Source organism: Anaeromyxobacter diazotrophicus, assembly GCF_013340205.1.
GTDB classification, from domain to species: Bacteria; Myxococcota; Myxococcia; order Myxococcales; family Anaeromyxobacteraceae; genus Anaeromyxobacter_A; species Anaeromyxobacter_A diazotrophicus.
On the sequence record NZ_BJTG01000013.1, the window covers coordinates 62,075 to 83,034 of the forward strand.

A 20,960-nucleotide genomic window follows, 5' to 3' on the forward strand; every position below is an offset into this window, starting at 1 on the left:
ATGCGAACGCACCGAGCCCTGGTGGCCGCCCTGGCGGCCCTCGCTTGCGCCTCGACCGCGACCTCGACCGCGACCGGGAACGCGAACGGGACCGCGAACGGGACCGCGGACGCCCTCATCCAGCCGGGCGATCTCCTCCGCGACGCGGCCTGGCTCGCCGACCCCGCCCGCACCGGCCGCGGCGTCGGCACGCCGGGCAACGCGGCCGCCGCCGCCTTCATCGCCGGCCGGATGCGCGAGCTCGGCCTCGCCCCGGGCGGCAGCGAGGGCTACCTGCAGCCGTTCGAGGCGCCGGTGGGGGCGAAGCTCGCGGGCGAGAACGCGCTCCGCGTCGGCGGCCGCGCGCTCGCGCTCGGCCAGGACTTCCAGCCCTTCACCTTCAGCGCCGACGGCGCCGCCGAGGGGGAGCTCGTCTGGGCCGGGTACGGCATCACCGCGCCCGAGGTCGGCTACGACGACTACGCCGGCCTCGAGGTGAAGGGGAAGGTCGTCCTGGTGGCGGCGCACTTCCCGGACGAGCGCGACCCGGCCTCGCCGTTCCGCGACCCGCAGCGCTACCACCTGGGCGAGTGGCGCACCAAGGCGATGAACGCGCGCGACCACGGCGCGGCGGCGATCCTGGCGGTCCGCGACGACTGGAACCACCCCGGCCCGGACGCGCTCGAGCCGTGGCGCGGACAGGTCTCGTCGCGGGCCGGGATCCTGGCCGCGCGCGTCACGCTCTCCGCCCTGCGCGCGGCCGGGGTCGACGCGGCGGCGCTGGCCGCGCCCACCCAGCTCGACCGGCGGCCCCGCTCGCGGCCGCTGGGGATCGCGGCGCGCCTCGCGGCCGGGGTGGCGCAGGAGGAGGCGCGCACCGAGAACGTGGTGGGCCTGCTGCGGGGCGCCGACTCCGCCGCCGGGTGCGTGGTGCTGGGCGCGCACTTCGACCACCTCGGCTACGGCGGCGAGACCTCGCTCGCGCCCGGCGTCCACGCCGTCCACCCCGGCGCGGACGACAACGCCAGCGGCGTGGCGGCGCTCCTCGGCGTGGCGCGCGCGCTCGCCGGCGGCCCACCGCCGCGCCGGACCGTCGCCTTCGCCGCCTTCAGCGGCGAGGAGCTCGGGCTGCTCGGCTCGAGCTTCTTCGTGAAGCACCCGCCGGCCGGCTGCGCGCCCGAGGCGGAGCAGCTCATGGTGAACCTCGACATGGTGGGGCGCCCGCAGGAGGGGAAGGTGTACGTGCAGGGGGCGGACACCGCCCGCGGCGGCCAGGAGCGCGCGGCGCGGCTCGCCGCGGCCGCGCCGCCGATCCCGCTGCGGCTCGCCTTCGGCGGGAGCGGCTACGGCCCGTCCGACCACACCAGCTTCTTCGCCGCCGGGGTCCCGGTGCTGTTCCTCTTCACCGGGGCGCACGCCGACTACCACCGCCCGAGCGACACCGCCGACAAGCTCGACGCCGCCGGCCTCGCCGCCGTGGCGCGCCTCGCCGCCCGCGCGGTGCGCGACGCGGCCGACGCGCCGGCGCGGTTCGAGGTGGTGCGGACCGCCCCGCCGCCCGGCGCCCTCGCGGGCGGGCCCGGCGAGCGCGCCCGCGGCTACGGCGCCTACCTCGGCACCATCCCCGACTTCGAGGCGCGGAAGGAGCCGGGGGTGGCCGTCTCGGCGGTGAAGCCGGGGAGCCCGGCGGAGCAGGCGGGCGTGCGGCGCGGGGACGTCCTCCTCCAGATCGGCGCCACCCGCCTCATGGGCCTCGAGGACCTGGCGGCGGCCCTCCGCTCGCACCGCGCCGGCGACGTGGTGGAGGTGGTATGGGTGCAGGGAGGCGCGACCCGGCGGGCGCAGGTGACGCTGGGCGAGCGCCGCTGACCGCGATCGTGCCCTCCACCCTCGCCGAGCGCCGCCTCCAGCTCCTCGCCGCGGCCCGCGCCGGCGGCGAGCTCCTCCGCTTCGACCCCGCCCGGCTGCGCTTCTCGCTCGGCACCTCGCTCTCCGACCTGCACATCCCGGTGCAGGTGACGCCCGAGGCGGGCGCCATCGTCCGCGGGGCCGCCACCGAGCTGGCGCTGCTGCTCGCGTCGCAGCACCGGCGCTTCGTGCCGGCCGACGACCTCGAGGGGCTCCTCCTCACCGAGGGCTACGCCTCGCTGCCCACCAGCGCCGAGCTGCTCGGCCCCTCGGGCGGCGGCGCCGACCTGCAGGCGGCGGCGCAGCTCGGCGCGCTCGCCCACCCGGCGCTCGAGGGCGGCGTGGTGTGCGCCTGGATGGGCCCCGGCGGGCGCGGGCGCTCGCTCACCGGCCTCGTCATCCAGGTGCTGGGCCAGGCCTTCGCCGAGCTGGAGGGGGCGGGGGGCGAGGAGACGCCCTGGCTCGCCCTGCTCGCGCTCTTCGGCGAGCTCGCGGCCGCCGACGCGCGCCTGGCCGAGGTGCTGCCGCGCCCTCCGCTCGACCGCTACCTGCGCGCCGGCGCGCTGCTCGGGCTCTGGGTGGCCGCCCGCACCGGGCTCGCGCGCGCCTGGCGCGCCTCCGGCCGCGCCGCGTCCGATCCGCTGCTGGTGAAGCTCGAGGCGGCGCTCTCGCCGGGCGCGCTCCTCGCCGGCCCGGGCGGCCCTGCCGGCGCGACGCTCGGCGGGTGCGAGCTCGGGCCGGGCCTCGAGCGCGCGGAGGGCCTCGCCCGGCGCCTCGCGGGCGAGGCGCCGGAGGCGGTGCAGGCCGACCTCGAGCGCGAGCTGGGCGCGGACGAGGAGCTGGCGCGCCGCTGCGAGGAGGCCGCGGCGGTGGGGTTCCTGCGCGGCGCGCTGCGGGAGGTGGTGCTGGCGGCCGAGGTGGCCGGGCGCGGGGAGCGGGCCGCGGAGCTCCGCGCGCTGCTGGCCGCCCCGGGCGCGCTCGCCGCGGCCTGCGCCGACGGGCGCGGCCGCGAGGAGGTGGCCGCGCGCGCGGCGGGCCTCGGCGCGCTGCCCGGGGCAGGCGGCGCGGGGGTGGCGGCGCTGCAGCACGCGGCGCGCGCCTGGGCGCCGCAGGGGCCGGCCGCCGCGGCGGGGCTCGGCCGCGACGCGGCGCGGAGCGCCTACGCCCGCGCGCTGCTCGCGCACGCCGCCGACCTGGCGCTGGAGGCGCTCCTCGCCCCGGCCCGCCGGGCGCTCTCGGTGCGGACCGGCGCCGAGGCCGAGGGCGGGGTGGAGGGGGAGTGGGAGGCCGGCCGCCTGTACCGCATCTCCGCTCGCCCCGGCCCGATCCTCCGCGCGGCGGCGGCGCGCCCGCTGGCGCACCTCTTCGCCGACGTGAAGGACTTCACCCGCCGCACCGGCATGCTCGGGCCGGCGCCCATGGCGGAGTTCCTGCGCAACGAGTTCTACCGGCCCATCCTCAACGCGGCGAAGAGCTTCTTCGCGGGCATGCCGCACCTGGCCGACCGCGGCGGCATCTCGGTGAACAACCTGCTCGGCGACGCCATCTCGCTCTCCGGCGACATCGAGGCGCTCGTGGGGCTGGCGGCGGAGATCCGGCGGCTGCTCGCCGGGTACGAGGCGCGGCTCGCGCGCGAGCTCTCCTCGGAGGCGGTGGCGCGGCAGCTGGCGGCGCTGGCGGCGCGCTACGACGAGGCGGTGGCGCGCGCCGGGGAGCGCGCGGAGGCCGCCCGGGCGGCGGGCCGCCCCGCCGAGGCGGCGCGGCACGGCGAGGAGGCGGCCGCCCTCCGCGAGGAGCGGGCCCGGGCGCTGGCCCGCGCCCGGGGCGAGGGGCTCGAGGCGGGCGTGTTCATCTCCTTCGGCGCGGCGCCGGTCACGGTGCTCATCGACGACGAGGTGTTCGGCCCGAACCGCGTCGCCATCGCCGACAAGATCAACGAGTCGGCCCGCGGCACCGCGCGCGACGGCGCCGCCCGCGCCCGCGCCGACGCCGCGCTCGCGGCGGCGCGCCTCGCGCGCGGCGCGCCCGCGCTGGCCCACGCCTGGAGCGTCTTCGTGGAGCGGCCGCTGGTCCTCGCCGTGCCGCCCGCGCTCGAGCGCGCCGCGCTGGCGGCGGCGGCGGGCGGGGACGTGCAGGGGGCGCTGCGCGCGCTCGGGCCGCCGGTGCGCGACGCCGTCCTCCGCGCGGCCCAGCCGGACGGCGGCGGCCCGGGGCAGATCTACAACGGCGGGGCGGCGCTCTCGGAGGAGGCGCTCACCGCCTTCCTCGACGCGGTCAAGGAGGCGCGCCAGCTGCGCCGGGTGGTGCTCCGGCCGGAGGCGATCCCGGCCGCGCTGGCGAGCCGGTTCTTCTACGGGGAGGCGCCGCTGGAGCTCGTCGCCACCTTCGACGCGGGCCACGCGCCGCGCGAGCTGTTCCGGCGGGTCGGCGACGCCGAGTTCAAGGGCCTCGGCGCGGTGGCGGTGTGGGAGCTCGGCGCGGACCAGGGCGGCCCGGCCGAGCTCTTCCGCCACTTCGCGCGCGCGTGGCTCGAGGGGCGGGAGGGGTGAGGCTCAGCGCGCCGCCGCGCGCGCCGGAGCGGGCGCCCGCGCCGCCTGCAGCGCCCGCTCGACGGCGGGCCGCAGGGCCGCGGAGCCGACCACCGACTCGCCGTTGACGAGGAAGGTCGGCGTGCCGTTCACCCCGAGCCGCTGCGCCAGCTGCGCGTCGTCCTGGACGCGGGCGCGGAGCCGCGGGTCGGCCAGGTCCCGCTCGAAGCGGGCGACGTCGAGCCCGAGCTCCCGCGCGTACCGCGTGTACGCGGCGGGGGAGAGCGCGGCCTGGTCGGCGAAGAGCTTGTCGTGCATGGCCCAGAACTTGGCCGCGCCGCCCTGCGCGCGCGCCGCCTCGGCCGCCAGCGCCGCCGGCATGGCGTTGGCGTGGAACGACAGCGGCAGGTGCTTCCACACCACCCGCACGTCCCGCGGGTAGGCCTCCTCGACCTGCTTCACGGCCGGCGTGGCGCGCGCGCAGTAGGGGCACTGGAAGTCGGAGAACTCGACCACCGTCACGGCCGCGGCCGCCGGGCCCTGCGCCGGGTCGTCCGGCCGGAGCGGCACCGCCGCGCGCTGGCCGGGCTGCGGGGCGCCGGGCTGGGCGCCCTGCGCCGCGCCGGCCGGGAAGGCGCGCACGTTGTCCTTGCAGAGCGCCTCGTGGAGCGCGGCCGGCTGGGTGCCGCTCGCGAGCAGCGCGTCCGCCTTCTTGACCTCCTCGGCCAGGATCGGCTTCAGGCTGTCGAACGGGTAGGCGCCCTCGACGCGCCGGCAGTTGATGAAGAAGGTGGGGGTGGCGTTCGCGCCGACCTGCCCGGCCACCCGCTGGTCCTCGTCGATGCGGGCGGCGCCGGCGTGGGCGGCGAGGTCCTTCTCGAACCGCGCCGCGTCGAGGCCCAGCTCGCGGGCGAGCCGCGGGTAGAGCTCGGCGGAGAGCTCGCGCTGGTGCGCGAAGAGCTGGTCGTGCATCTCCCAGAACTTGCCCTGGGCGCGGGCCGCCTCGGCGGCCTCGGCGGCGGGGCGCGCCTGCGGGTGCATGGTGGCGGGCAGCGGCTGGTGCTTCCAGACCACCCGCACCGCGCCGGGGTAGGCCTGCTCGATCTGCTTCACGGTCGGCTCGACCCGCGCGCAGAACGGGCACTGGAAGTCGCTGAAGAGGACCACGGTGAGCTTCGCGCCGGCCGCGCCGCGGGACGGGTCGTCGGCGCGCAGCGGGACCTGCACCGCGGTGGTCGAGGGGGTCGGCGGCGCGGAGGGCGCGGCGGCGGCCGGGCTCGGGGCGGCCGGGCGCGCGCCGCCCTGGTACACCACCGCGGTGGCGCCCTTCTCCAGGATCTTCGCGTAGACGTCCTGCGGCTTCACGCCGGCGGCGACCATCGCCTCGGCCTTCTCCAGCTCCTGCTGCACGACGGGGCGGAGCTGCTCGGGGGGCAGCGCCCCCTCCACCTTCCGCCCGTTCACGAACATCGTGGGGGTGGCGCGCACGCCCAGGCCCTGGACCAGCGCCTGGTCGCGCCGGATGCGATCGAGGTGCTTGCCCTGGTCGAGCGCGGCGTCCACGCCGGCCGGGTCGACGCCCACCTCGCGCGCGGCGCGCTCGAGGTCGGGGCGGTCGAGCGCCGGGGAGAGCTCGAACAGCTTGTCGTGCATGGCCCAGAACTTCGCGTCGCCGCCCTGGGCCCGCGCCTCCTCCGCCGCCACCGCCGCCGGGATGGCCTTGGCGTGCATGGGCAGCGGCTGGTGCTTCCAGGCCAGGCGCACCTTGCCCGGGAAGGCGTCGACCATCGCCTGCAGCGTCGGCTCGACGCGCTTGCAGAACGGGCACTGGAAGTCCGAGGCGACCACGATGGTCACGAGCGCGTCGGCGGGGCCGCGCAGCGGGGTGTCGTCGACCGGCACGCGGTACACCGCGCGCGGGTCCTCGACCGGCGGCGCCGCCGGGGCGGGCGCGGCCGGGCGCGGCGCGGGCCGGGGGCCGCTGCCGGCGCCTCCCAGCATGCGGTCGGCGGTGACGCCGATGACGAGGCCCACCAGCAGCACGATGATCCAGCTCGCCTTCTTCATGGACTTCCCTTCTCTTCGGAGGAGTGACGGCGCGTCGCCGCCATGAAAACAGATCGCGGGGCCAGCCTCAAACGGGGCCGAGGTGCGACTCAGAGGCGGAACGAGACGCCGGCGCGGACGAGCACGCCGACGCCGGCGGAGTGGACGAGTGGCAGGCCCAGGTCGGCCTCGGCGAAGCCGCCCAGCACGTCGGTGAGCTGCACCGCGGCGCCGCAGCCGGTGAGGAGCCAGCGCCAGTCGCCCGAGCCTTCGAGGGACGACCAGTCGAGCGCCCCGCGGACGTAGAGGGGCAGGTCGGGGAGATCCCAGTGCAGGCCGGGGCGGAGGGCGAGGTGGGTCGAGGGCGCGAGGCCGAGCGCGACCGACAGCTCGGGGCGCAGCCCGAGCCCGACCTCGTAGCCGGCGCCGAGCTCGCCCTCGAACAGGCCCGCGGACGCGTACTGCGCGCCGCCGTCCGCGACGACGCCCCCGCCGACGCCGACGCTCACCACCCACCCGCTGGCGCCGGCGCCCGCCGGGCCGGCGGCCGGCGCGGGCTGGGCGAGCGCGAGGGCCGGCGCGAGGGCGCAGAGCGAGGCGAGGAGGGGGATCTTCACGGGCGGGGAGCCTACCGCCCGTCCCGGAGAGCGGCAAGCCGAGCCCGATTGCGGGCGCGCGCCGGCACCGGTAGAACCGCCCTCCCATGGCGCCGCCGTCGCTGCCCACGCCCGATCGGACGCTCGACACGTCCGGCACGCTCTGCCCGTTCCCGATCGTGGAGACGGCGCGGGCGGTGCGCGCGCTCCCGGAGGGCGCGGTGCTGCTCGTGGTCGCGACCGACCCGGGCATCGCCACCGACATGCCGATGTGGTGCCGGGCCATGCACCACGAGCACCTCGCCACCTTCAAGGACGGCGCGGCCTGGAAGAGCTACCTGCGCAAGCGAGGGCGGTGACATGACCACCAAGGTGAAGGCGATCGGGCTCGTCTCCGGCGGCCTCGACTCGACGCTGGCGGTGGCGCTGGTGAAGCGCCAGGGCATCGAGGTGAAGGCGGTCAGCTTCTACACCGGCTTCTGCATCACCGAGACGCAGCGCCGCAAGGGCGGGCGCGCCGACGGGACCGTGCCGCGCAACGAGGCGCTGCGGGCGGCGGCCGACCTCGACGTGGACATCCAGTACGTCGACATCTCCGGCGGCGCCTACCTCGACATGCTCGTTCACCCGCGGTACGGGTACGGGCAGAACGCGAACCCGTGCGTCGACTGCCGCGTCTTCATGATGCGCCGGGCGAAGGAGATCATGGAGGCGGAGGGCGCCGCCTTCGTCTTCACCGGCGAGGTGCTCGGCCAGCGCCCGAAGAGCCAGCGCCGCGACACGCTGCGCATCATCGAGCGCGACAGCGGGCTCGACGGGCGCCTGCTCCGGCCGCTGTCGGCCCAGCTCCTGCCCCCCACCGCCCCCGAGCAGCAGGGGCTGGTGGACCGCAGCCGGCTGCTCGACATCAGCGGCCGCTCGCGCCTGCGGCAGATGGCGCTCGCGCGCGAGCTCGGCCTCGCCGACTGGCCGCAGCCCGCCGGCGGGTGCTGCTACCTCACCGACGAGAGCTTCGCCCGGAAGTTCTTCGACGTGCTCGACGCGCGCGAGCAGGCGGGCGAGGCGCGGCGCCTCGACCCGGACGACGTCGTCCTCCTCTCCACCGGCCGTCACTTCCGGCTCTCGCCCCGCGCCAAGCTCGTGGTGGGCCGGAGCGAGGTGGAGAACGCGCTGCTCGAGCACCACCTGGAGGGCCGGGCGCGCCTCGAGGTGAAGGACCTGCCGGGCCCGGTGGCGCTGGTGGAGGGCGAGCCGACGTGGGAGGAGCGCCAGCTCGCCTCCCGCATCGTCGCCCGCTACGGCAAGGGCAAGGACCTGCCGCTGGTGAAGGTGGAGTGGCGCGAGGGCGAGCTCGTCGAGGAGTACGAGGTCCAGCCCGAGCTCGACGAGGCGCGCATCGAGGCCCTCCGGGTCTGACGCGCGCGCGGCCGGGCTTCCCGCGCGCGCCCGCCGCCCCCACCTTTCGTGGTGGAGGCGGGGCGCGTGCGCGAGAGCCGGCGGCACCTGACGATCGCGTACATCCACTACGGCGAGCAGAGCGGCGTCACCGCCAGCGTGACCGAGGCGCTGGAGGCGCGCGGCCACCGGGTCATCCCGGTCTTCGGCCGCGGGCCGCTCGAGCTGCGCGACCGGGTGACCGGTCGCCCGCGGGTCACGCCCGCGGTGCTGCTCCACCTGGCGGCGGCGGCGGCCCGCTTCGGCGACCGCGCGCTCGGCTACCGGTGGAACACGCCCTTCGCGTTCGACGTGCACTCCGGGTTCGTGGGGGAGATGCTGGCCGGGCTGCCCCTCGCCCCGGACGTCGTGCTGCAGAATGGTGCGCTGTTCGCGCCCGGACGCCCGCCGCTCCGGCCCTACGTCGTCTACCTGGACCACACGCGCGCGCTGGCGGAGCGGCACGGCGCGGAGCCGGCGGCGGGGCTCCCGGCTCCGCCGGCCTGGGGCGAGGCCTGGCGCGCCCGCGAGGGCGAGACCTACCGCGGCGCGGCGGCGCTGGCGGCCTTCTCGCGCCACGCCGCGCGGTCGGCGGTGGAGGACTACGGCGCGGCCGCGGAGCGCACGCACGTGGTGGGCGCCGGCGCGAACGTGCTCCCGCGCGAGGTGGAGCGCGCGGACGACGGCGAGACGGTCCTCTTCGTCGGCCGCGACTTCGAGCGGAAGGGCGGGCCGGTGCTGCTCGACGCCTTCGTGCGGCTCCGGCGCGCGCGGCCCCGGGCGCGCCTGCTGGTGGTCGGCCCGCGGCGCCTGCGGCTCATGCCGGAGGGCGTCCTGCAGCTCGGGCCCGAGCCCCTCGAGGCGCTGCCCGGGCTCTTCGCGCGGGCCTCCGTCTTCGCGCTGCCGGCGCTGCGCGAGCCGTTCGGGCTCGCCTTCCTCGACGCGATGGCCTGTGCCGTGCCGTGCGTCGGGACGCGCGTCGAGGCCATCCCCGAGCTCGTCGAGCACGGCCGGACCGGGCTGCTCGTCCCGCCGGCGGACCCGGTCGCCCTGGCGGCGGCGCTCGAGCGGCTCCTCGCCCGACGGGACGAGGCGCGCGCCATGGGCGCCCGCGGCCGGGAGCGCGTCCTGGCGCGGTTCACCTGGAGCGAGGTCGCGCGGCGCCTCGGCGACGTGCTGGCGGAGGCGCTGCGCGGCGCGGGCCCGCGCGCCGGCAGCGCCCGCGGCCGGCCGGCCGGGCGCGCGGGGCGGCCGGCCCGGGACGGCGAGGGCCGGGACCAGCACCCGTTCCTCGGCTGACGCCCCGAGGTGCCGGTCGGCCCTGACCACCGTCAAGGCGGGATCACGGGCCTGGGTGGTCTGCTGTGCCACACGCCAGCTCGGGGGACTTTCCTCGCGAGCCGGTAAGGCTTTCGATTCCCTCGGCATCCGGCGCGCAGTCCCAGAACGGAGTCCACCATGGCCGCAGTGAAGCGCATCTACTCCTTCGGCGGGGGGAAGGCCGAGGGCAATCGCGACATGAAGGACCTGCTCGGCGGGAAGGGCGCCGGCGTCGCGGAGATGTCGAACATCGGGCTGCTCGTCCCGCCCGGCTTCACCATCACCACCGACGTCTGCGTGGCCTTCTACAAGGGGGGGAAGAAGCTCCCCAAGGACGTGCTCCCGGGCGTCGAGGCGGCGCTGCGCAAGGTGGAGGCGCTCACCGGCAAGGGGTTCGGTAGCGCCGACGACCCGCTGCTGGTCTCGGTCCGCTCCGGCGCGCGCGTCTCGATGCCGGGCATGATGGACACGGTCCTCAACCTCGGGCTCAACGACCGCACGGTGGTGGGGCTCGCGAAGCGCAGCCAGAACGAGCGCTTCGCCTGGGACAGCTACCGCCGCTTCTGCGCCATGTTCGGGGACGTGGTGCTGGGCATGAAGCCGGAGCGCAAGGAGGACCGCGACCCGTTCGAGGTGATCCTGGAGCGGAAGAAGCGCGCCCACGGCGCGAAGCTCGACGCCGAGCTGCCGGTGTCCGCCCTGAAGGAGCTGGTGGTCGAGTTCAAGGCCGAGGTGAAGCGCCGCAAGGGGATCGACTTCCCGGACGACCCCATGCAGCAGCTCGTGGCCGGCATCGAGGCGGTGTTCCGCTCCTGGGACAACGAGCGCGCCATCGCCTACCGGCGGCTCAACGCCATCCCCGCCGAGTGGGGCACCGCCGTCACCGTCCAGGCGATGGTGTTCGGCAACATGGGCGAGGACTCCGGCACTGGCGTGGCCTTCACCCGCAACCCGGCCGACGGCCGCAACGAGTTCTACGGCGAGTTCCTCGTCAACGCGCAGGGCGAGGACGTGGTGGCGGGCATCCGGACCCCGCAGAAGATCTCCGAGCTGGCGGCGCGCTTCCCCGAGATCGCGCGCCAGCTCGAGGACGCGCGCGCCAAGCTCGAGCGCCACTACCGCGACATGCAGGACATCGAGTTCACCATCGAGCGCGGGCGGCTCTACCTCCTGCAGACGCGGTCGGGGAAGCGCACCGGCCTCGCCGCGGTGCGCATCGCGGTGGAGATGGCGGACGCGCGGCTCATCTCGCGCGAGGAGGCGGTGCTGCGGGTCGACCCGGCGGCGCTCAACCACCTGCTCCGGCCCATCTTCGACGACGCCGCGCGGCTCCGCGCCGTGGACGAGGGGCGGCTGCTCGCCCGCGGGCTGCCGGCCGGACCGGGCGCCGCCGCCGGCCGGGTGGTCTTCTTCGCCGAGGACGCCGAGGCGTGGAAGGCGCGGGGCGAGCAGGTGGTGCTGGCGCGCCACGAGACGAGCCCCGAGGACATCCGCGGCATGAACGCGGCCCAGGGCTTCCTCACCGCCTTCGGCGGGATGACCTCGCACGCGGCGCTCGTGGCGCGGCAGATGGGCAAGGTCGCCATCGTCGGCTGCGAGGCGCTCAGCTTCGACTACCACGCGCGCACCATGACCGTCGCCACCGCGCGCGGCCCGAAGGTGCTGCGCGAGGGCGACTGGATCTCGATCGATGGGACCGCCGGCGAGGTCATCGAGGGCTCGCTCGCGACCACGCCCTCCGAGGTGATGCAGGTCCTCATCGAGAAGACCCGCGAGCCGTCCTCGGCGCCGGTGTACCAGCAGTTCGCGAAGCTGCTCGGCTGGGCCGACAGGGCGCGCCGCCTCAAGGTGCGCGCCAACGCCGACCAGCCCGACCAGGCCACCGTCTCGGTGGCGTTCGGCGCGCAGGGCATCGGCCTCTGCCGCACCGAGCACATGTTCTTCGGCGAGGGGAAGATCGGCCCCATGCGCGAGATGATCGTGGCCGAGACGCTGGCCGAGCGGCGCGCCGCCCTGGCGAAGCTCCTGCCGCTCCAGCGCGAGGACTTCGCCGGGATCTTCCGCGCCATGGGCGGCCGGCCGGTCACCATCCGCACCATCGACCCGCCGCTGCACGAGTTCCTGCCGCAGGACCCGGACGGCATCACCGAGCTGGCGCGCGCCACCGGCAAGTCCGAGGTGCACGTGCGCGCCCGCATCGACGAGCTGCACGAGGCGAACCCCATGCTCGGCCACCGCGGCTGCCGGCTCGGCATCTCCTACCCGGAGATCACCGAGATGCAGGCGCGCGCCATCTTCGAGGCGGCCTGCGAGGTGGCGGCCGAGGGGCTCGAGGTCCAGCCGGAGGTCATGATCCCGCTCGTCGGCGCCAAGAAGGAGCTGGAGCACCAGGCGGCGCGGGTGCGGGCGGTGGCCGAGGCGGTCTTCGCCGAGCGCGGGGCGCGGGTGAGGTACACGGTCGGCACCATGATCGAGGTGCCGCGCGGCGCGGTCTGCGCTGGCCCGATCGCCGAGGTGGCCGACTTCTTCTCGTTCGGCACGAACGACCTGACCCAGACCACCTTCGGCATCTCGCGCGACGACGTGGGGACGGTGCTGCAGAGCTACCTCGAGAACGGCATCTACGAGGTGGACCCGTTCGTCACCATCGACCGCGAGGGGGTCGGCGAGCTCATGCGCCTCGCGGTCGAGCGCGGCCGCCGGACCAAGCCAAACCTCAAGATCGGCATCTGCGGCGAGCACGGCGGCGACCCCAGCTCGGTCGAGTTCTGCCACCAGCTCGGGCTCGACTACGTCTCCTGCTCGCCGTACCGGCTCCCCATCGCGCGCCTGGCGGCGGCGCAGGCCGCGCTGCGCGAGCAGGCGGCGGCCCACCCGGTGAAGCCGGCGCGCCCGGCCAAGGCGAACGGCCGCGGCGGCGAAAAGGCGCGCGCCACCAACCGCGCCCTGGCGGTGCCCGGGGTGAAGCCCGCCAAGGAGCCGCGCAAGAAGCGGACGCGGGCGCGGCCGCAGGCGCGGGCCTGATCCGCCGCTGACCCGCGGGCGGTGGAGGGCGGCCCCTCTCCTCCGGCCCCTGGCCCCGCCTCGCGGGGTCAGGGGAGCGGTGATCGCGCGACCTCGACCTCGACCTCGAGCGCGTCGTGCGGACGGCAACGCCCGCCAGCGGGGCGGCGGGGTGGCCCTCCGAAGGAGCGCAGGTCGACCTGCGTGCGACTCCCGCCCGCCGTACTGCCGCCAGCAACGCCGGTGCCGCGCCGGCGCGTGGACCTCGTGCGCCGTGTCGGCGCGGCACGATGCGTTGCCCGGCTTCCGCGCGTTTCTGCCCCGGCCGCCGTACCCAGCCGATAGGTCGTCCGGAGCGACGCAGGAGGGCCACCCCGCCGCCCCGCTCGGAACCGCTGCCAGCGTTTCGCGCGGCCCTGAGTTCCCCACTGGGGAGGGGCCTCTCCGTCCGGAGGCGGGGCGTCGCCCAGCCGCCCGCCCGCCGTGGCCCATCGCTTGCTTCGCCGTGAGCTGCCCCGCCGTACCGCGGGGCGCTTTTTTGACGGCCCTCCCACCTCCCGCCACACTCGTCCCGGAAAAATGTCCCGCTCTCGCCTCGCTCCCTGGCTGCTCGCCCCGTGCCTCGCGTTGTTCGCCTTCCTCGCCCTCGGGGCTCACCGGGCGTCCGCCAGCGCCGAGCCTGAAAAAGCGACCGAGCAGGCGCTCGATGGGGCGGTCAAAGTTGCCACCGCGGCGGGAACCCCGACCGCAAGCGTTGCGCCCGCACCCGCCGGGGCGCAGCCCGTGCTCGGGGCCATGACCTACGACCCGCGCCTCGGGCGGTACACCGCCCCGTACGGCGCGGGGCGCGCCTCGCTGACGATCTCCCCGCGGCTCCAGCAGGGGCTGGAGAAGCTCCTCGCCGACTACCGCGTCCCGGTGGGCGCGGCGGTGCTGCTCGAGCCCGGCACGGGGCGCGTGCTCGCCCTCGCCGAGCACAGCGAGCGCGGGGCTCGCGGCCGCGTCGCCCTCTCGCCGGTCGCCCCGGCCGCGAGCGTCTTCAAGATCGTCACCAGCGCGGCGCTGCTCGAGAAGGGGCTCACGCCCGAGCAGGAGGTCTGCTTCCACGGCGGGCGCCACCGGATCCAGAAGGCGCTCCTCAGCGATAACCCGCGCCGCGACCGCGTGTGCCTCACGCTCGCCTCCGCGCTGGGGAAGAGCGCCAACGTCGTCTTCGCCAAGATGGCGGGCCGGGAGCTCTCGGCCGACCTGCTCCGCGCCGAGGCCGGCAAGCTCCTCTTCGACGCCGCCATCCCGTTCGACTGGCCGGTCGAGCCGTCGCCGGCGCACATCTCCGACGATCCGTTCGAGTTCGCCACCACCGCCGCCGGCTTCGGCCCGGTGAAGCTCTCGCCGCTGCACGGCGCGCTGCTCGCCGCCATCGTCGCGAACGGCGGCAAGTTCGTCGCCCCGCGGGTCGTCGACGCCGTCGAGGGCGGCGCGGCGCCGGCGCCGGCCGGCGAGCGCGCGGTGCTGCGCCCCGAGGTGGCCGCGGCGCTCGCCCGCATGATGGCGACCACCACCACCGAGGGCACCGCGCGCAAGATCTTCCGCCGCGATCGCGCCTCGCGCCGCTCGCCGCTGCGCGAGGTCTCGGTGGCCGGGAAGACCGGCAGCCTGGCCGACGCGAACCCGTACAAGGACTACTCCTGGTTCGTGGGCTTCGCGCCGGTGGACGACCCGCAGGTGGCGGTCGCGGCGGTGGTCGTGAACGAGCGGCTGTGGCGCATCAAGGCCTCGCTGGTCGCGCACGAGGCCCTCAAGGCCTACTTCGAGGCCGAGGGCGGCCGCGTGGTCCGCACCGCCCGCGCCCGCTGACCGTGTGGGCGGCTGGAGCCGCCCTGGGGCGAGGTGGGCGCCGGTAGCCCGCTGCCGCACCCTGCGTGAATGATGGGGTTTGCCCTGCGTCGCACGGGCGGCGGAAGATGCGGCCATGCGCTCGCTCGGACGCCCCTTCATCGCGGTACTTGCGCTGGCCCTCGCGGCCGCGGGCCTGGCCTGCGGCTCGAAGAGCTCGCCCGCCGGCCCTTCGTGCGGCGCGATCGCCGCGAAGTGCGCGCTGCCCTCCGACTGCTGCTCCGGCGCGTGCAACGGCACCTGCGTCGGGCCGGCGCAGTGCAAGGCCACCGGGCTCGTGTGCGGCTCGAGCGCGGACTGCTGCACGAACCAGTGCGCGGCCAACGTCTGCGTCGAGCCGGTGAACCAGTGCCTGGCGGGCGGGGTCGCCTGCTCCACGGCCAGCGCGTGCTGCTCCGGCCTGTGCACCAGCGGCGTCTGCGCCGCGCCCGCGCCGAAGGCGGCGTGCCAGCCCGGCGGCGAGAGCTGCTCCTCGAACGCGGACTGCTGCTCCACCGCGTGCAACGCCGCCACCGGCCACTGCAGCTCGGCCCAGTTCTGCGCCGCGGCGGGCGCCGCCTGCACCGGCAACGCCGACTGCTGCAACCTCACCTGCAACCTGCCCGCGGGCACCTGCGCCACCGGCGCCTGCGCCTCCGTCGGCCAGAGCTGCTCCTCGGGCTCGCAGTGCTGCTCGGGGACGTGCACCGGCGGGCAGTGCGTCGCCGTCACGACCGCCGGCGGCGCCCTCGCCTGCACCACGCTCGGGAACGCCTGCACGGACGGCGTCCCCAGCACCCAGTGCTGCTCGACGAACTGCCAGGGCGGGAAGTGCGTCCCGGCCTCCTCGTGCAGCGCCAGCGGGGACGTCTGCTACGGCAACGTGGACTGCTGCTCCGGCATCTGCACCTCGACGGGCGGCGCGCCGGGGCGGTGCCTGGACGCGGCCGGCGGCTGCACCCAGGGCGGGGTCCCGTGCAGCAGCGGGTCGACCTGCTGCTCGCGCCTCTGCGTCGACCTCGGCACCGGCGCCAAGGTGTGCCAGCCGGCCGGCGGCTGCCGCATGACCGGCGACTACTGCGACTCGACCGCCGCCTGCTGCGGCGGCTCGCCCGACGCCATCAACCCCGGCGGCTACAGCGTCACCTGTGACGTCACCGGGAAGCACGACTGCAACAACGGCACGGCGTGCAACCCGCCCGGCAACATCTGCGGCGCGATCAGCGGGTTCAACGCCTCGCAGAACTGCTGCGACGGCAAGAAGAGCGTCTGCAAGGCCGACTCGAACGGCATCGCGCGCTGCTTCGGCGGCTGTCCCAACAACGTCTGTCCGACCGGTTGCCCGACCGGCTACGACGGCACGAACCCGCAGTGCTGCATCGAGCCGGGCCAGGTCTGCCAGTTCTCGGATCAGTGCTGCAACAGCGAGGCGTGCGCGCCCGACTCGACCGGCGTCCTGAGGTGCGGCGGGAGCGCGACCCCGGCCTGCCAGCCGTTCGGCGCGAAGTGCAACGGGACCAGCGACACCACGAGCTGCTGCACCGGCCTCACCTGCAAGGCGGCCGGGGAGACGGGGACGTTCTTCGCCTGCCTGCTCTCGACCTCGTCCCCGACCTGCAAGCTCACCGGCGGCGCCTGCGCGGCCGCGGCGGACTGCTGCAGCGGCACCTGCACCGGCGGCAAGTGCGCGGACTGGGCGGGCAGCGGCGGCGGCACCGGCGGCGGCACGACCGGCGGCGGCTCCTGCCAGGCGACCAACGCGAGCTGCACGGTGGACGGCGACTGCTGCGCGCCCGACACCTGCTCCATCCCGGCGGGAGCCACGAGCGGCAAGTGCGTCGCGCCGACGACGGCGCCCGCGTGCGCGGACACGACCCAGAGCTGCTCCGGCGGACTCCCGTGCTGCAGCGCGACCGACACCTGCACGAACGGCGTCTGCACGCCCCCCTCGACCTGCGGCACGACCTACCAGGCGTGCAGCGCGACCGCGAAGTGCTGCACCGGCTACAGCTGCGTGGACGTGGGGACGGGCCTCGCCTGCGGCACGACGGGCACCTGCGTCTGCGCCACGCCCCCGGCGCAGTAGGGATCCGCAGAGGCGTCGCGAGCCCGGCCGTCCCCCGAGCGGCCCCTCTCCCCGCCCTCTCCCCGCTTCGCGGGGCGAGGGGGATGGAGGGCGGGGGTCACCCCAGCTCGAGCAGCCTGCCCTCGACGAACTTCTTCACCGAGCGCAGCACCTCGAGCTCGGTGAGCGGGGCCAGCTGGATGATCTGGCGCAGGTCGCGCGAGCCGTCGCAGCGGCCGAGGAGGTACTTCTCCGCCGCGGTGAGGCGCATGAGCGCCACCTCGTGCGCGCGCACCTTGAGGCGCGGCGTGCGGGGCGGGTCGAGCAGCTCCTCGCGGAGCTGGCGGGCGGCGGCGTCGGCGGAGGAGGCCTCCGGCTCGGCGCCCTCCGGGTCGGGGCCCGGCGCGGCGGAGGGGGAGGCGCCTGCCGACAGGACGCCCTGGCGGTGCAGCGCGTAGAGCCGCTGGTACAGGTGAAAGTCGGTGGCGTGCAGCGCGAGCCCCAGCTCGTCGATGGTCTTGCCCTCCCGCGCCAGCTCCAGCAGGCGGCGGTCCACGGAGCCCGGCGCGAGGTCGGGTGGCACCTTGGCCTCGTCCACCACCAGCGCCGCGGTGCCCGACGGGAACTGGGCGCGGAACGCCTGCCAGGCGGTGGTGCGGAACTCCGCCTCGCGGGCCAGGTCGGCCAGCGGCACGCGCGGGTCGAGCTCGTCGGGCGCCGGCGGGGGCGTCTCGTCCACCCGGAACACGCCCGAGTCCCAGACGAACGCGTCGAGCAGGGTCTCGCGGATCTTGATGCCGAGCGTGTCGCGGATGACCTCCGGCGTCACCACGCCCACCATGGTGAGCACCTTGCCCAGCCGGATCTTCGTCTCCTCCTGCGTCTGGAACGCCTTCGCGAGCTGCTCCTCGGTGATGTGACCGAAGTTCATGAGCAGCTGGCCCAGGTACTCGCGCGGATCGTTGGACGCCGCGCCGACCGCCACGCCCTCCACCAGGAAGACCGTCTTCTTCACCGTGCCGCGCTCGCAGGAGAGGCTCCCCGAGGCGCGCCGGCGCGCCAGGAACTCGACCAGCTCTCCGAGGGGCATGAGGGCGAAGGTGCCCATGAGGCCGCGCATCGCGCGGAGTGTCGCAAGAAGCGCCCGCTGGCGGCAAGGAGGCGCCCGGTGTACACATCGGCCACGATGCCGAGCGACTCGACGAGATCGGGGCGCCGCTGGCCCTGGGTGGCGGCGCTGGCGGTGGGCCTGGTGGCCGTGGCCCTGCTCATCGCGCAGGCCCTGAACGGCGCCGCGCCGAAGGCGCCCGGTCGCGCCGCCGCGCCGCTCCCGGCGCCGCCGCCCTTCGCCGGGCCGGAGGCGGGCGCGCACCACGCGTTCACGCCCGAGGAGGCGCGCGCCGCCGAGGGCCGGCTGCTCGACGAGGCCGCCTTCACGCACCCGGTCGACGTGGCCGCGCCCGACGTGACCGTCACCGGCGCCGACGGGAAGCCGGTCCGGCTCTCCGCCCTGCGCGGCCAGGTGCTGTTCGTGAACTTCTGGGCCACCTGGTGTCCGCCCTGCGTGCAGGAGATGCCCTCCATGCTGCAGCTCGGGCGGGCGCTGGCCGCGGCGCACCCCGGGCGCTTCAAGATGGTCGCCGTGTCGGGCGACGACGGCTGGGAGGCCGTGCACGCCTACTTCAAGCAGGCGTTCGGCGGGGCACCCAAGGAGCTCCTGCTCGCCCGGGACGAGGGCGCGCAGGCGGCCAGGAGCTTCTACTGCGCCGCACGCGGGTACTGCCCGGACGTGAAGTTCCCCGAGACCTACATCGTCGACCGCTCCGGAAAGGTCGTCGCCATGATCGTCGGGCCGCGCGACTGGGCCGATCCGGGGTTCCGGCAGTGGCTGGAGTTCGTCATCGCCGGGTAGCCCCCGCCGCGCCGCACCGGGGGCGTCGGCCCCTGGAATGACCTGGAAAATCGGGCGCTTGCTCGCCGGCACCGCCGTCGTGTGACGAGGGTTTTCCTTGATGGCCTTCGCCGCCGTCCGCTATAAACGCTCCGTAACGCGGCGTTTTCCCAGGTGACTGGACGCGCCGCCGGCAGCCGGCGGGACGGAGAGGTTCGCGTGGCGGAGGGGTCGAAGGGCATCCCGGTGGTGGTCATGGGCCTCGGGCACATCGGCCAGGCCATCGCGCGCGCGGTGCTCGAGCAACCCGAGCTCACGCTCGTCGGCGCCGTCGACCCCGCCCACGCCGGCCGGCGCCTCGCCGAGCTCGCCGGGCCAGGCGCGCCCAACCTGAGCGTCGCCGCCGACGCTCGCCAGGCGCTCGCGCGCGCCCGCGGCGGCGTCCTCCTGCACGCGACCGGCTCGTCGTTCGAGGCGGTCCTGCCCCAGCTCGAGGCGGCCGTGCAGGCCGGCCTCTCGGTGGTGTCCACCTGCGAGGAGCTCGCCTACCCGTGGCTCCACCACGAAGAGCAGGCCGAGGCGCTCGACGCCCTGTGCGAGGAGCGGCAGGTCGCCGTGGTGGGCGTGGGCGTGAACCCCGGCTTCGCCCTCGACCGCCTCCCCGCCTTCCTGGCCCAGGTGACCGGGCCGGTGCGCCACGTGCGCGCGCTGCGGGTACAGGACACCGCCCGCCGCCGCCCCGCCCTGCAGCGCCGGGTGGGGGCGGGGCTCGACGAGGAGGCGTTCCACGCCGCCGCCGACCGCGGCGAGCTCGGCCACGTGGGGCTCTCCGAGTCCGCGATGCTGGCCGCCCTCGGCTGCGGCTTCGAGCTCGACGAGGTGGAGGAGGAGCTCTCGCCGCTCATCGCCGAGGAGGACCTCGCCGCGGCGCTGCCGGTCAAGGCGGGGCAGGTGGCCGGCGTCCACCAGGTGGCGCGCGGGTTCGTGGAGGGGACGGAGCGCGTCCGGCTCGAGCTCGTCCTCGCCGCCGGGGCCGAGGACCCGCGCGACGAGGTGGAGCTCGACGCCCGGCCGCCGGTGAAGGTGCGCGTCGAAGGCGGGCTCCCGGGCGACGAGGCCACCGCCTGGAGCGCCGTCAACGCCGCCCTCCGCGTGTCGCTCTTGCAGGGGCTCGTCACCGTCCTCGACCTTCCGGCGGGGCGCTAGAGGGAACATGCTCGACAAGTCGCTCATCGGCCGCGAGAGCGAGCCCGTCCTGCACGAGGTGGAGAAGGGCGCCATCCGCCGCTTCGCCGACGCGCTCGGCGATCCGAACCCCATCTACACCGACGAGGCGGCGGCGCGCGCGGCGGGCTTCTCCGGCCTGGTGGCGCCGCCCACCTTCCCGGTCGCGCTCGCCATGAACGAGCGCTTCCGGCACGCGCTCGACCTCGGCACCCGCTCCCTGCTCCAGAGCGAGCAGCAGCTCGAGTACGGCCGGCCCATCGTGGCGGGCGATCGCATCACCGTCGTCTCTCGGGTCGCCGACGTGCAGGAGCGCGCCGGCGCGAGCGGCCCGATGGACATCCTGGTGCTCGAGGACGAGGGGCGCGACCCGCAGGGCGCGCTCGTCTTCCGCGCGCGTGCCACCTTCGTCTTGCGGCGGTAGGGGAACCGATGGCGCTCCTGGCACGACAGCTCTACTTCGAGGCGGTCAAGGTCGGCGACGAGCTGCCGCCGCTCGTCAAGCCGCCGGTCGACCGCACCCAGATCGCGCGCTACGCCGGCGCGAGCGGCGACTTCAACCCGCTGCACGTCGACGAGCACCTGGCGCGGAACGCCGGCTTCCCGAGCGCGCTCGCGCCCGCGATGCTCGGCATGGGCTTCATCGCCGAGCTGGTGGCCGACTGGCTGCGCGGCGCCCGGCTCCGGCGCTACAGCGCCCGGTTCGTCAAGATCGTGTGGCCGGGCGACGTCCTCACCTGCCGCGGGCGCCTGGTCGACCGGCGCTTCGAGGGGAACGGCGTCTACGCCATCGACCTCGAGGTCTGGACCGAGAACCAGCGCGGCGAGCTGGTGGTGAAGGGGCTCGTCACGGCGCAGCTCTACTACAGCGCCGAGGACGACGCGCGCCAGCGCGCCGGGCAGCCGCCGCTGGTGGTGACGCCGCAGGAGGAGGAGGCGCACCTCGCGAAGCTCTCGCGGGCGCAGCCGCCCCGCCGGACCGAGGCGCGGCCCCCGCCGCCGCCGCCGCCCCGGCCGCCGCCGGCCCGCCCGGCCGCCCCGCATCCGGCGGCGCGCCCCGCGGCGGCCTCGCCCGCCCCCGCCCGGCCGGC

General features: G+C 76.2%; 15 protein-coding genes. 12 read left to right on the forward strand and 3 right to left on the reverse strand.

Features of this window, described 5'->3' with window-relative positions; translation table 11 throughout:
- Both HWY08_RS20680 and HWY08_RS20685 read left to right on the forward strand, forming a co-directional pair.
- Positions 1–1,848, forward strand: a complete 1,848-nt coding sequence (locus HWY08_RS20680) for a M28 family peptidase (protein WP_176068814.1) — start codon at positions 1–3, stop codon at positions 1,846–1,848.
- A gap of 8 nt (positions 1,849–1,856) precedes the next feature.
- Positions 1,857–4,436 carry a hypothetical protein gene (locus HWY08_RS20685; RefSeq protein WP_176068816.1) on the forward strand — a complete coding sequence of 860 codons (2,580 nt, stop codon included), beginning with the start codon at positions 1,857–1,859 and terminating at the stop codon, positions 4,434–4,436.
- Positions 4,437–4,439: 3 nt separating this feature from the next.
- Here the strand turns inward: HWY08_RS20685 and HWY08_RS20690 are convergent, their stop codons facing one another.
- Both HWY08_RS20690 and HWY08_RS20695 read right to left on the reverse strand, forming a co-directional pair.
- Positions 4,440–6,482, reverse strand: coding sequence for a DsbA family protein (locus HWY08_RS20690; protein ID WP_176068818.1), 2,043 nt, complete (start codon positions 6,480–6,482; stop codon positions 4,440–4,442).
- Positions 6,483–6,571: 89 nt separating this feature from the next.
- Complete coding sequence (locus tag HWY08_RS20695) at positions 6,572–7,078, reverse strand: hypothetical protein (protein WP_176068820.1); 507 nt, start codon at positions 7,076–7,078, stop codon at positions 6,572–6,574.
- An 86-nt stretch (positions 7,079–7,164) separates the two neighbouring features.
- Here HWY08_RS20695 and HWY08_RS20700 point away from each other — a divergent pair, with 86 nt between their 5' ends.
- The 6 genes from HWY08_RS20700 (at position 7,165) to HWY08_RS20725 (ending at position 16,775) form a co-directional block, all read left to right on the forward strand.
- A complete protein-coding gene (locus HWY08_RS20700) occupies positions 7,165–7,416 on the forward strand; it encodes a sulfurtransferase TusA family protein (protein WP_176068822.1) in 252 nt (83 codons plus the stop codon).
- 1 nt (position 7,417) lies between these two features.
- A complete protein-coding gene (locus HWY08_RS20705) occupies positions 7,418–8,473 on the forward strand; it encodes a 7-cyano-7-deazaguanine synthase (RefSeq protein WP_176068824.1) in 1,056 nt (351 codons plus the stop codon).
- Positions 8,474–8,539: 66 nt separating this feature from the next.
- Positions 8,540–9,790 carry a glycosyltransferase family 4 protein gene (locus tag HWY08_RS20710; protein WP_176068826.1) on the forward strand — a complete coding sequence of 417 codons (1,251 nt, stop codon included), beginning with the start codon at positions 8,540–8,542 and terminating at the stop codon, positions 9,788–9,790.
- Positions 9,791–9,949: 159 nt separating this feature from the next.
- The gene (gene ppdK, locus HWY08_RS20715) at positions 9,950–12,835 is read left to right on the forward strand and encodes a pyruvate, phosphate dikinase (RefSeq protein ID WP_176068828.1); all 2,886 of its coding nucleotides are present in this window, start codon (positions 9,950–9,952) and stop codon (positions 12,833–12,835) included.
- 762 nt (positions 12,836–13,597) lie between these two features.
- Entirely contained in the window at positions 13,598–14,671 is a 1,074-nt protein-coding gene (locus HWY08_RS20720; RefSeq protein ID WP_235969732.1) for a penicillin-binding transpeptidase domain-containing protein, read from the forward strand.
- 115 nt (positions 14,672–14,786) lie between these two features.
- Complete coding sequence (locus HWY08_RS20725; protein WP_176068830.1) at positions 14,787–16,775, forward strand: hypothetical protein; 1,989 nt, start codon at positions 14,787–14,789, stop codon at positions 16,773–16,775.
- A 97-nt stretch (positions 16,776–16,872) separates the two neighbouring features.
- Here the strand turns inward: HWY08_RS20725 and HWY08_RS22110 are convergent, their stop codons facing one another.
- Positions 16,873–17,874: a DUF4388 domain-containing protein gene (locus HWY08_RS22110; RefSeq protein ID WP_176068832.1), complete on the reverse strand. Its 1,002-nt coding sequence runs from the start codon at positions 17,872–17,874 to the stop codon at positions 16,873–16,875.
- 66 nt (positions 17,875–17,940) lie between these two features.
- Here HWY08_RS22110 and HWY08_RS20735 point away from each other — a divergent pair, with 66 nt between their 5' ends.
- The 4 genes from HWY08_RS20735 to HWY08_RS20750 form a co-directional block, all read left to right on the forward strand.
- Positions 17,941–18,666 (forward strand): TlpA family protein disulfide reductase, encoded by a 726-nt coding sequence (locus tag HWY08_RS20735; protein WP_176068834.1) that lies wholly within the window; start codon positions 17,941–17,943, stop codon positions 18,664–18,666.
- Positions 18,667–18,864: 198 nt separating this feature from the next.
- Positions 18,865–19,851: an NAD(P)H-dependent amine dehydrogenase family protein gene (locus tag HWY08_RS20740; RefSeq protein ID WP_255499726.1), complete on the forward strand. Its 987-nt coding sequence runs from the start codon at positions 18,865–18,867 to the stop codon at positions 19,849–19,851.
- Positions 19,852–19,858: 7 nt separating this feature from the next.
- Complete coding sequence (locus tag HWY08_RS20745) at positions 19,859–20,293, forward strand: MaoC family dehydratase N-terminal domain-containing protein (RefSeq protein WP_176068836.1); 435 nt, start codon at positions 19,859–19,861, stop codon at positions 20,291–20,293.
- Positions 20,294–20,301: 8 nt separating this feature from the next.
- Positions 20,302–20,960, forward strand: a 659-nt coding sequence (locus HWY08_RS20750) for a MaoC/PaaZ C-terminal domain-containing protein (RefSeq protein ID WP_176068838.1), incomplete at its 3' end; no start/stop codon positions are given.